Here is an 11,363-nt window from a genome sequence, read left to right on the forward strand (position 1 = left end):
CTATTTAACATAGGCACCACAAAAGCGGGTCGCCCGAAAGAATTTTATAAACGCAGTATTATAGCACTTCTCACAGCGATTTTTTTCACGTTCTGAATGGAAATTATTTTTTTTCATTTGAAAATTAGATTAATATCGCTGAAATATACGTTTTTACGATAAAAATAATCCTTGGAAAATTTGATGCTCAATCTTAAAAATAAATATCTCTCATATTTGCACATCCTTGTTGCTGTGATCGTGGCGATGGATACTTTTTATTTAATTTACCTGTCCATCAGTAATGGTGTTCAAGATGCAGCTTATTTAACAGGTGGCTTGGTTGGTAAGTTTTGCCTTATTGTTATTCATTATATGTGTTCGAGAGAAGTGCAACATGGAAGTACGATTGGGCGTATAGCCTCTATTTTCTTCACATTATTTGTCTTAGCTGCATTTCCGATTGGAACAGTAATTGGTATTTTCATGTTGTTTTTCTCTATTTTTAAATGGGAGAAGAATTAACGATTCTTAAAAAAGGTGAATAGTAATATAAATTTTAACAATAACATCACGCTTTATTGCTCTTGATTTAAGGGGAATACATTTGCAATAAGCGGATAAAAGATAATTCAACTTGAATTTTATCTTGATTTTTCTTATGTTTAATAAAGTCTTTATTAAATTATGCCTATAATTTTCAAAAACGATTTGATGATCAATCTTCGTTTAAATCTATGATAGCACTAGACCCTTAGCCTGAATCCTAATTGAAGGAAAATCATGAATTATTCTCCACCACCGTTATATACATTACCGAAAAGTAAAAATGAAACATTGAGTTTAATTCATGGCATTTATGCAGGGTTGTTGTTCTGTGCTTTAGCAATTGTTTGGTATTTAGAGTATCAACAGAAGACCATGGCAGAGATGCAGTTATGGGGATTGAGTGCCATCATGTTGTTGATGTTTGGTTTAAATATTTTGGCATGTATTCGTGTTAAAAAAGGCAATAATCAAGGTAAAATTTTATCTCGCGTGATGGCTGTTTTGATGTTGCCATCTTTTCCGATTGGAACTCTATTGGGATTGTTTTCTTTATGGAAAACCACAAAGACCCAATGGGAGTAATGGTGTTGTTCAAGATGATTCAAGTGATATTAAGTGAACTTTTTTAGCTTGCTAAGTGGCTAAATTGAATCTTGTTTTATTCAGACAGAGTTGCTTGCTGAAGTCTGCTTTTGAACATGATCAATAATTTTTGAGTAGGGCGTAAAATATCATTGTTAAGCCTTATTTTATCTGATCATTTAACCCAATAAACTGTTTTTCAATTGGGGTAAATACATGCTCATTCCTCGCAATTAGATATAGCCCTATGTGGCGATATTGTTCAGGAATTTCCATCTTATATTGAACATTGTATTTCTGAGCCAATGATCGAGTGACTAAAGAAACGCCCATGCCTAACTGTGTGAAATTCACCAACGCTTCATAATCATTAATATGAATCATTTCACCTTTATTTAATGTGTGATCTAAATAAATTTGATCAAGCATTGTCGAATAGCAACATTCTAATGAGGTAAATAATAAATTTTGCTGATTCAATGCTTCATATAAATTTTCATAGTTGATGACATCTTTGCCAATAAGCACCAATTCATCTTTACCTTTTTGAATATATTGTAGATTTTTTTGTTCGGGATGTCCGAGTACATAAGCAAAATCAATATTTCCCTGTAAAACCTCTTGTTCCAAAAAGCCTGTAGCACCAGTTTTGATGGAAAAAGATAAATCGGGGTAAGTTGTATATAACTGACTGATTGAAGGGTAGAAGCGCATGCCTCCTAAACTGGTATTGGTGCCAAAACGTAAAAATTTTTCTTGTTGATGAATTTTGTTTTCAGTTTCTTCCCAAGTAAACATCATTTTTTTGTATTGTTGATATAAATTGATCCCTGACTCAGTGAGCTCAACACCTTTCGGTTTTCGAATAAACATTTGACGATCATAATGATTTTCAATTTTTTTAATTTTAGCGGTCATATTTGACTGTAAATAATTCAGCTTATTGGCTGCTGCTGTAATGCTTTTCATCTCCGCCACAGTAATGAATGAACGGATATCACTCATATCAATATTCATGTGAACTCCTCAACAATGGACTTCTTGCAAAAGTTAATTTCAGATTGATTTAGGTCAATTTAAAATGTTCCCTCTCCTTGTAGGAGAGGGTTAGGGAGAGGTTTTTTATTTAAAAATCCCTTGATCCTTTTACGGAGTTACCTCCTTATCCCTGAGCCATATATGGCGTAAGAGAAGAAACTTCCGATACATTTTTAAATAAGCCTGTTAATCGAAAATTTGAACATTTACGCAAGACGGCGAATAAAATGAAAAAATAGCTACATTAAAAAAAATGATGTATCTATTAAAACATAGCATTATTCATGATGTCATTAATTTTCTACACTAGAGAAACATTCCATCTGTTAGAGTACAGAAAAATGAACATTCGAGTTGTGAGTGCAATCACTGTGTTATGTCTGGTGTGGGGATCTTTATGGGGATTGATTAAGTTCAGTTTACATATTTTCCCACCATTTCAATTTATCTCAGTACGCTTAATCATCGCTGCCTTAACATTGTTAATTGTCCAACGGCTTTTAAACAGATCAATCCTGCCTGAGAAAGGCGATTGGGGGAAATTACTGATTTCTAGCTTAATGCTATGTGTTGGCTTTTATGCAACTCAAACTTTTGCCATGCAATTCGTAGATTCAGGGTTATCAGCCGTATTGGTATTTACCATGCCGATCTTCATTGGTGTCTTGGCGCATTACATTTTGAAAGAACGATTGAATGCCCAGAAACTTGTAGGTTTGTTTTTTGGTGTTTTGGGATTAGTTTCAATTCTTTGGACACAGCTACATGATATTCATATGAATGTTACATTACTTGGTGAACTTGGGCTGATTTTTGTTGGCTTTATGTGGGCGGCGACCACGATCTATATCAAGAAAAATTTTGCATCTTATGACAAAGTGAAACTGACGATTTGGCAAATGTTGATTGGTGGCATCATTATATTATTCGGCGCTTTACTGGTTGAGCCTATTGATCTGCATATTTGGGTGAATCCATTTAATGATTCGATTTTATTTTATGTTTCAATCATAGGTACAGGTGCTGCTTTTGCATTGTGGAATTGGATTGTCACTCAAGTTGATACCTTTGTTGCTTCAATTTCGATCATGAGTATTCCAATTTTAAGTTTGTTCTTTGGTTATGTGTTTTGGGATGAACCATTAACCTTGAATATTATGATTGGTGCAGTCTTTATTTGCATAGGCATTATTTTGAGTTCATTTAAGCTCAAAACCAAGCAAAAAGTTCAAACGATATCTTTGGATCATCAACATTGATGAGTTTAAGTAGAAAGCTGTTTTGGATTATTTTTAGACCAGTTTATTTTTTGTCAAAAACTGCTTAGGACTTTGGTGCTAGCAGTTTTTGGCAGATTTACACTTAATTTCTAAATGCGTTGAATGTCATAAGATTGGTGTGACTTTGAAATGATCAGACCAATATTTTATTACCATTGAGTTTTAAGTCTTTGAAATATGTTTCGCACATTATAAAATTGTTTAATAAAATAGCCAGATACGACTAAAGTTTTATAAAAACTTGCTTTAAATAGAAAATATAAACAAAAACAGTGGTTTTTAGTAATTGTTGAGTTCAGAACCAATTAAAAATAGTGATTAAATAGGCGAAAAACATGCTTTTATTGGTCTGACCAATATTTTATTTTTAATAATTTGTTGATCTTTAAAATGCCAGATTTTATTATTAAGGCGCACAAAGTGCTATTTTTTTGTTTTAAATTTTTAATTGGTCATACCAATTGTTGTGAAATACTTGGCTGATCAGACCACATTCGACGTTTTAGCAAGCATTTCAAGGAGATGACAATGCTTCAACATTGGCAACAAATTTACGATCCGATGGGCAATATCTGGGTATCCAGTGCCATCGCACTTATTCCAATTGTATTTTTCTTTTTAGCCCTTGCTGTATTCCGCATGAAAGGAAGCGTTGCGGGAACAATTACAGTTGTATTGGCTTTATTCGTTTCGCTTTTTGCCTATCAAATGCCAATCGCAATGGCTTTGGCTTCAATGGTCTACGGCTTTCTTTATGGTCTATGGCCAATTGCATGGATCATTATCGGCGCAGTATTCCTGTATAAAGTTTCGGTAAAAACAGGGCAGTTCGATATTATTCGTTCTTCGATCATGTCGATTACTGAAGATCAACGTTTACAGATGCTGTTCGTGGGTTTTGCTTTCGGTACTTTCCTTGAAGGGGCGGCAGGTTTTGGTGCGCCAGTTGCAATTACGGCTGCATTATTGGTCGGGCTTGGATTTAAGCCACTTTATGCTGCGGGTCTTTGCCTGATTGTGAATACTGCACCTGTGGCATTTGGTGCAATGGGTATTCCAATTATTGTCGCAGGGCAGGTTTCAGGTGTAGACACCATGGAAATCAGTCAGATGGTGGGTCGTCAGTTGCCATTCATGGTACCGATCGTATTGTTCTGGATCATGGCGATTATGGATGGTTGGCGTGGCGTAAAAGAAACGTGGCCAGCAGTGATTGTGGGCGGTGGTTCTTTTGCTTTGGCACAGTATTTAACCTCAAACTTTGTCGGTCCTGAACTTCCAGATATTACCGCTGCAATTGCATCATTGGTATCTTTGACGATTCTTTTAAAATACTGGCAACCTAAACACATTTTCCGTTTTGAAAATGAAGAAGGCACGCCTGCGATTGATTTAGCTGAAGAACGTAAGAAGAAATTCACCATCGCACAAATTGCGAAAGCATGGTCTCCATTTGCAATTTTAACGGCAATGGTGACGGTCTGGAGTATTAAGCCATTTAAAGATTTATTTGCTAAAGATGGTGCATTAGCTGACTTGGTGATTTCAATCAAAGTGCCATTTTTGCATCAGATGGTGCAAAAGATGCCGCCTGTGGTTCCTGAAATTAAGGACTACGATGCGATCTATAAATTTGACTGGTTCTCTGCAACAGGGACTGCGATCGTGATTGCAGCGATTATCACCATTATTTTCCTCAAAATGAAACCGAAAGAAGCAATCGTAACATTTGGTGAAACTGTAAATGAGTTAAAAATTCCAATTTACTCCATTGGTATGGTGTTGGCTTTTGCTTTCATCGCAAACTATTCAGGGATGTCTGCAACACTTGCTTTGGCACTTGCCCATACAGGTCAGGCGTTTACTTTCTTCTCACCATTCTTAGGATGGTTAGGGGTATTCCTGACAGGTTCGGATACTTCTGCAAATGCGTTGTTCTCAGCATTACAGGCAACCACTGCACAGCAAATTGGTGTGCCAGAAGTGTTACTTGTTGCTGCCAATACCAGTGGTGGGGTAACAGGAAAAATGATTTCTCCTCAGTCAATTGCGATTGCCTGTGCGGCAGTAGGTTTAGTGGGTAAAGAGTCTGATTTATTCCGTTTTACGGTAAAACACAGTATTTCATTTACCGTGATGATTGGTATTATCATTACTCTACAAGCCTATGTGTTCCCGTGGATGATTCCATGATCTTGATGATTATGAATTTTCACGGTATTGCACAAACCTGATGCAAAACTAAGGACAGCAGATGAAAGTCTCCGACAAAGTGGTACAAAACCTTCGCATGTTGATTGAAGAAAAAAATATGCAAGTCGGAGATCGTCTGCCAGCAGAACGTAAGTTGTGTGAGCAACTCGGTGTATCCCGTTCCTCTTTGAGAGAGGCCATTTCGCAACTGACCAGTACGGGCATGCTGGTCAGCAAAGTCGGAGCGGGGACTTTTTTACAGCAATTGCCTGTGAACTGGTCACAGAATCAGATTGTTGAGCCATTAAGTAATTTGATTGATGAAGATCCTGCTTATCGTTTTGATGTGCAGGAAGCTCGAATGGTACTTGAGGGTGGAACAGCTTGGTATGCCGCTAAGCGGGCAACTGAACAGGATCTGGAAAAAATTCGCTATTGCTATGATCAGATTACCCATTTTCAATCTTTGGGTGATGATGATAAAGCCTCAATGGCAGATGCTGAGTTTCATCTAGCGATTGCAGAGGCATCGCATAATCTGGTGCTGATTCAGATGATGCGTGGTTTATTTGATCTGTTGCAATTCAACGTGGTTTTGGGACGACGAAAAGTCTATACCGAAGCTCGTCGTTATGATCAGTTGCGTGATCAGCACTTTCAGGTGATGGATGCAATTGAACGTCATGATCCAGAAGCTGCGCGGAATGCAGTCTGTGGACATATAGAATTTGTAGTACAGCAGGTGCGGATGATTGATGAGGAAGAAGCCCGTCGTCAGCGTGCCAGCCGATTGAACAGGATATAGTTATGATTATTTCTTCTGCGAATGATTACCGTGAAGCCGCGCGTCGTCGTTTACCGCCATTTTTATTCCACTATATCGATGGTGGTGCGTATGCAGAATATACCTTGAAGCGTAATGTAGAAGATTTATCAAAAATTGCGTTAAGACAACGTGTTTTAAATGACATGTCACAACTCAGTTTAGAAACCAAACTGTTTGATGAAACTTTGTCGATGCCTGTGGCTTTGTCACCTGTGGGTTTGACAGGGATGTATGCACGTCGTGGTGAAGTTCAGGCGGCAGTTGCAGCAGATAAAAAAGGTATTCCATTCACTTTATCAACCGTATCTGTGTGTCCAATTGAAGAAGTTGCTCCTGCAATTAACCGTCCGATGTGGTTTCAGTTATATGTGTTGCGTGACCGTGGTTTTATGAAAAATGCCTTGGAGCGTGCTAAAGCAGCAGGTTGTTCAACATTGGTTTTTACTGTGGATATGCCTGTACCAGGTGCACGTTATCGTGATGCACACTCTGGTATGAGTGGTCCAAATGCAGCGATGCGCCGTTATATGCAATCTTGTTTCCATCCACATTGGGCATGGAATGTCGGCATGATGGGTCGTCCACATGACTTGGGTAATATTTCTAAATACCTCGGTAAACCAACGGGTTTAGAAGATTATATTGGTTGGTTAGGTAATAACTTTGATCCTTCTATTTCATGGAAAGACCTTGAGTGGATTCGTGAATTTTGGGATGGTCCAATGGTCATCAAAGGTATTCTTGATCCTGAAGATGCGAAAGATGCAGTACGTTTCGGTGCAGATGGTATTGTGGTGTCGAACCACGGTGGTCGTCAGTTGGATGGTGTTTTATCTTCTGCGCGTGCGCTTCCTCCGATTGCCGATGCAGTCAAAGGCGATATTAAAATCCTTGCGGATTCGGGTATTCGTAACGGTTTGGATGTGGTGCGTATGCTTGCTTTGGGGGCGGATACTTGTATGCTCGGTCGTGCATTTGTTTATGCTTTGGGTGCAGCAGGCGGTGCGGGTGTTTCAAATCTACTTGATTTGATTGATAAAGAAATGCGTGTAGCGATGACTTTAACTGGTGCGAAAACAATTGCAGATATTACTGAGGATTGTTTGGTGAAGTTAGAGAAAGAGTTAGCTGAATAATCTGATTCTATAAGTTGTAATTTTATTGGCTTGCACTGCCCCAAGTGGTATTAAAAGTTTAAATTGATTTGTGTAGGCTATGCCTTACTTTTGAGGGATCAAAAGTAACAAAAATCCTTTGTTGGGCGAGGGGTATGTCCTATACCCCCGCCCAACGGCGGCATCCATGCCGCCACACGATAGCAACTATAGTGATTAATTCAGTTTCAATTAGTGTGTTATTTAAAAGTAAAGCTTTATTGAAAAGCCTAAAAATCAATGGGCAGGAAATAATATGCAAACCCAATCAGCTTCAAACACCATTCAAAACCTTATTCACATCGTTGGGAAACAATATGTTTTAACTGACGATGCTGATACGCGTCTATACCGGCAAGGGCGTCGTTATGGTGCAGGACAAGTGCTTGCTGTTGTTGCACCTAGCAGTTTATTGGAGCAATGGCAGGTTTTAAAAACGGCTGTTGAAGCGGATTGTGTGGTGATCATGCAGGCTGCTAATACAGGACTGACCGGTGGTTCAACGCCATTCGGTGATGACTATGACCGTCCTGTGGTGTTGATCAGTACCCGAAGATTGATGGGTATTCAGGTTATTAATGAGGGTAAACAAGTGATTTGTTTACCAGGTGCGACACTGGATAAACTTGAAAAAGATTTAGCACCATTTAATCGTGAACCGCATTCTGTGATTGGTTCTTCATGTATTGGTGCATCGGTGCTTGGTGGAGTGTGTAATAACTCAGGCGGTGCATTGGTGCGCCGTGGTCCTGCTTATACAGAACTGGCTTTATATGCACGAGTCAATGATTCAGGTGAATTGGAGTTAGTGAATCATTTAGGCGTGAATTTGGGTGAAACGCCTGAGCAAATTCTAACTTCGCTTGAAAATAAAAATTATCAAAGCAATGACATTATTAACAATACAAGTTGCTGTGCTTCCGATCAACGTTATTCACATGATGTGAAACAGGTCGATGAAAATACCCCTGCACGTTTTAATGCAGATCCATCACGCCTATTTGAAGCATCAGGTTCGGCAGGGAAAGTCTGTGTATTTGCGGTGCGTCTGGATACCTTTGAAAAGATTCCGAGTCAGGTGTTTTATGTAGGTACAAATTTACAGGATGATTTGACCGAAATTCGTCGTTTTTTATTGAAAGATTTGCCACGTTTGCCGATTGCAGGTGAGTATATCCACCGTGTTGCCTATGATATTGGTGCGGAATATGGCAAAGACAGCTTTATGTTTATTGAAAAATTCGGTACGGCAAAAGTGCCTGCTGCATTTGCCATGAAAGATAAAGTTGATGGTTATCTGGAAAAAGTCGGTTTACGTGGTTTATCTGATAAGGTTTTGCAGATATTTACCAAAATGTTGCCGAATCATTTACCACAGCGCATGAATGAATTCCGTGATCTGTATGAACATCATTTGATGATTCGTATTGAAAATCAGGATGTTGATCAGGTTGAGCAATATTTAAAAACGTATTTTTCAGATAAGACTTCGGGCAATTATTTTAGATGTACTGATGAAGAAGGTCGTAAAGCATTTTTACATCGTTTTGCAGTCGCAGGCGCAGCAATTCGTTATCGTGATACGCATCGTTCAGAAGTGGAAGATATTGTCGCGCTCGATATTGCACTTCGCCGTAATGATCGTGAATGGGTTGAGACTTTACCGAAAGCAATGGATGAGCAAATTATTCATAAATTGTATTATGGTCATTTTCTTTGTCACGTGTTCCATCAGGATTATATTGTCAAAAAAGGTGTAGATCCTTTGGCAATGGAGCATGCAATGTGGCATTTACTTGATGATCGTGGTGCTGAATATCCTGCGGAACATAATGTCGGGCATTTATATGTGGCAAAACCTGCACTGAAAAATCATTATCAAAAACTTGATCCGACCAATAGTTTTAATGTCGGGATTGGGCATACATCAAAGTTAAAAAACTGGAAATAGTCGTTCATTAAGACACGGTTGTATAAAAGTTGAAGCAGTCTGATTAATCAGGCTGTTTTTTTATTTATGTGATGATAATCGGAAGAGCAATATACCGATGAGGAATGCACTCACACTAAAAGCCAAGACTGTATACAAAGTAGAATGGGTTTTGAACCAAACGAAGATAGCGGGGATTGCTATGATTATAGCGAGTAGCCATGATAACCATTCGGGCAGTTCATTCTTTTTAGATGCAGGTTCAATATAATATTGGTTTTGAATATATTGAAGTTGCTCGATTTCTTCGCCTGAATAGCGTGTACCTAACAGAAAATATCTTAAATCGCTTTCCCAATGTGATAGATCAGTTTGAACTGTGTCCCAATAATTTTGATGAGCTTCGATCTGCATGGATTCTAAGGCTTCATAAATAAAAAGTATATCTCGAAACTCTTGTTCTGATTGCTCAGATAAATCTAAATAATTGGGTCTGAATAAAATATAGTTCGGATAATATATTTCAATGAGCTGATAAAAATCATCATAATATGCTGAGAAATCTTGCCCGAAAATACTTAAAAATCCCTGTTTACGTCGTATAAGATTGTGTAAAGCCTGAGATTGAGAAATAACAAAATAGGGATAGGTTGCATCACCATAATCCTCGATACATTCCTCACGAGCCATATCGGATTGTGGGTCATCTATATCAAATTCATCGACATAGCGTGCATGTTGGATACTATCCTGTTGATAGAGTAACCACCACATCAGTGGAATAAAAGACTTACATTCCAATGAAAATGCATTCGGCTTTAAGCTGTCCCACTCGTTCAGACTGCCATTTGGCATATGATCCAATTCACAGCTGTCTAAAAATGCATACAATCCCATCTTATTATTCTCATATTGATTTTGAAATTCACATTGAGTTTATTTCGAATCACTACTCATGTTTTGGATCAATTTTCTTTGTTCCCTATTTTCGATGAAATAAAACCTAAAATAAATGCACTGACAAAGAATACAACAGCGGAATACAGCACCGACTGGCTTGTAAAATAAACCGCTAAAGTGGCTAAAACAACAATTGCTGTGCAGATCCAAATCGCCCAATTTGATGATTCAGTCGTGGTGTTAATATTCTCAATTTCTTCTAATTCATCAACATTTTCTTTGAGAGTGGGTGTAATCATCTCCATCGGATTTGAGCCATGAAAATAATAAGGATGATCATCAAAACAAGCTAAATCTTGGCGTTGAAATTCCGCAAAACCTAAGTGCTGTGATGGATCTTGCTGAAAATATTCAAGTTGTTGTAATGGTTGTATGAGAAAGTCGGCATCATTTAAATCTAGAGCCAAACCACTTGGTCTAAGTAAAATATATTGTGGGAAATGTTGTTCGATGAGTGTATTAAACTGTTCAAAATGTACAATATTCTCAGCACCAAAAATTTCTATAAATACAGGTTTTTGTTCAGTTAAATTTGCCAAAGCTTGTTGTTGATCAATCACCAAATAGGCATATTGTGCATCGCCAAATTGATCGTGGTATTCTGCTAAATCCACTTGAACATCGGCATTAGAAATATCAAATTCATCCGTATATTTTGCCCATTTTAAATTTTCCTGACGAAATAGCATTAACCATAAAATCGGAATAAAAGCATCGGCTTCCAATTCAAAGGATGCAGTATGAAAAAAATCATGCCACTGATTTTCACTGCCCATTGGCATGTGGTTAAAGATTGAATGTGTTAAAAAAACAGGATGGCTCATCGGGAAGATCTTCTCATTTCTAAGTTTTATTCGTGTGTTTAGCCTAAC

At 37.9% G+C, this 11,363-nt stretch carries 10 protein-coding genes; 7 read left to right on the forward strand and 3 right to left on the reverse strand.

Features of this window, described 5'->3' with window-relative positions:
* Positions 1–183 precede the first annotated feature (183 nt).
* On the forward strand, positions 184–504 hold the full coding sequence (locus tag BEN71_RS06230; protein ID WP_068974944.1) for a hypothetical protein: 321 nt from the start codon (positions 184–186) through the stop codon (positions 502–504).
* A 258-nt stretch (positions 505–762) separates the two neighbouring features.
* Entirely contained in the window at positions 763–1,110 is a 348-nt protein-coding gene (locus tag BEN71_RS06235; protein WP_068974945.1) for a hypothetical protein, read from the forward strand.
* 162 nt (positions 1,111–1,272) lie between these two features.
* Here the strand turns inward: BEN71_RS06235 and BEN71_RS06240 are convergent, their stop codons facing one another.
* On the reverse strand, positions 1,273–2,127 hold the full coding sequence (locus BEN71_RS06240) for a LysR family transcriptional regulator (protein ID WP_068974946.1): 855 nt from the start codon (positions 2,125–2,127) through the stop codon (positions 1,273–1,275).
* Between the two features lie 362 nt (positions 2,128–2,489).
* Here BEN71_RS06240 and BEN71_RS06245 point away from each other — a divergent pair, with 362 nt between their 5' ends.
* The 5 genes from BEN71_RS06245 (at position 2,490) to dld (ending at position 9,552) form a co-directional block, all read left to right on the forward strand.
* Positions 2,490–3,407 carry a DMT family transporter gene (locus BEN71_RS06245; protein ID WP_068974947.1) on the forward strand — a complete coding sequence of 306 codons (918 nt, stop codon included), beginning with the start codon at positions 2,490–2,492 and terminating at the stop codon, positions 3,405–3,407.
* A gap of 543 nt (positions 3,408–3,950) precedes the next feature.
* Complete coding sequence (gene lldP / locus BEN71_RS06250) at positions 3,951–5,621, forward strand: L-lactate permease (protein ID WP_171404989.1); 1,671 nt, start codon at positions 3,951–3,953, stop codon at positions 5,619–5,621.
* Between the two features lie 61 nt (positions 5,622–5,682).
* A complete protein-coding gene (gene lldR / locus BEN71_RS06255) occupies positions 5,683–6,426 on the forward strand; it encodes a transcriptional regulator LldR (protein WP_068974949.1) in 744 nt (247 codons plus the stop codon).
* 2 nt (positions 6,427–6,428) lie between these two features.
* Positions 6,429–7,583 (forward strand): FMN-dependent L-lactate dehydrogenase LldD, encoded by a 1,155-nt coding sequence (gene lldD / locus BEN71_RS06260; RefSeq protein WP_068974950.1) that lies wholly within the window; start codon positions 6,429–6,431, stop codon positions 7,581–7,583.
* A gap of 274 nt (positions 7,584–7,857) precedes the next feature.
* Positions 7,858–9,552, forward strand: a complete 1,695-nt coding sequence (gene dld, locus BEN71_RS06265; RefSeq protein ID WP_068974951.1) for a D-lactate dehydrogenase — start codon at positions 7,858–7,860, stop codon at positions 9,550–9,552.
* A 60-nt stretch (positions 9,553–9,612) separates the two neighbouring features.
* Here dld and BEN71_RS06270 read toward each other — a convergent pair whose 3' ends face one another.
* Positions 9,613–10,428, reverse strand: coding sequence for a calponin homology domain-containing protein (locus BEN71_RS06270; protein WP_068974952.1), 816 nt, complete (start codon positions 10,426–10,428; stop codon positions 9,613–9,615).
* Positions 10,429–10,496: 68 nt separating this feature from the next.
* On the reverse strand, positions 10,497–11,315 hold the full coding sequence (locus tag BEN71_RS06275) for a hypothetical protein (RefSeq protein ID WP_068974953.1): 819 nt from the start codon (positions 11,313–11,315) through the stop codon (positions 10,497–10,499).
* Positions 11,316–11,363: the final 48 nt, after the last annotated feature.

The sequence above is a fragment of the Acinetobacter wuhouensis genome, assembly GCF_001696605.3.
Lineage (GTDB): Bacteria > Pseudomonadota > Gammaproteobacteria > Pseudomonadales > Moraxellaceae > Acinetobacter > Acinetobacter wuhouensis.

What these genes read in the sequence shown, in the direction of transcription:
- BEN71_RS06230 (WP_068974944.1), top strand. Translation starts at nt 184, where the DNA reads ATGCTCAATCTTAAAAATAAATATCTCTCATATTTGCACATCCTTGTT.
- BEN71_RS06235 (WP_068974945.1), top strand. Translation starts at nt 763, where the DNA reads ATGAATTATTCTCCACCACCGTTATATACATTACCGAAAAGTAAAAAT.
- BEN71_RS06240 (WP_068974946.1), bottom strand. Translation starts at nt 2,127, where the DNA reads ATGAATATTGATATGAGTGATATCCGTTCATTCATTACTGTGGCGGAG.
- BEN71_RS06245 (WP_068974947.1), top strand. Translation starts at nt 2,490, where the DNA reads ATGAACATTCGAGTTGTGAGTGCAATCACTGTGTTATGTCTGGTGTGG.
- lldP (WP_171404989.1), top strand. Translation starts at nt 3,951, where the DNA reads ATGACAATGCTTCAACATTGGCAACAAATTTACGATCCGATGGGCAAT.
- lldR (WP_068974949.1), top strand. Translation starts at nt 5,683, where the DNA reads ATGAAAGTCTCCGACAAAGTGGTACAAAACCTTCGCATGTTGATTGAA.
- lldD (WP_068974950.1), top strand. Translation starts at nt 6,429, where the DNA reads ATGATTATTTCTTCTGCGAATGATTACCGTGAAGCCGCGCGTCGTCGT.
- dld (WP_068974951.1), top strand. Translation starts at nt 7,858, where the DNA reads ATGCAAACCCAATCAGCTTCAAACACCATTCAAAACCTTATTCACATC.
- BEN71_RS06270 (WP_068974952.1), bottom strand. Translation starts at nt 10,428, where the DNA reads ATGGGATTGTATGCATTTTTAGACAGCTGTGAATTGGATCATATGCCA.
- BEN71_RS06275 (WP_068974953.1), bottom strand. Translation starts at nt 11,315, where the DNA reads ATGAGCCATCCTGTTTTTTTAACACATTCAATCTTTAACCACATGCCA.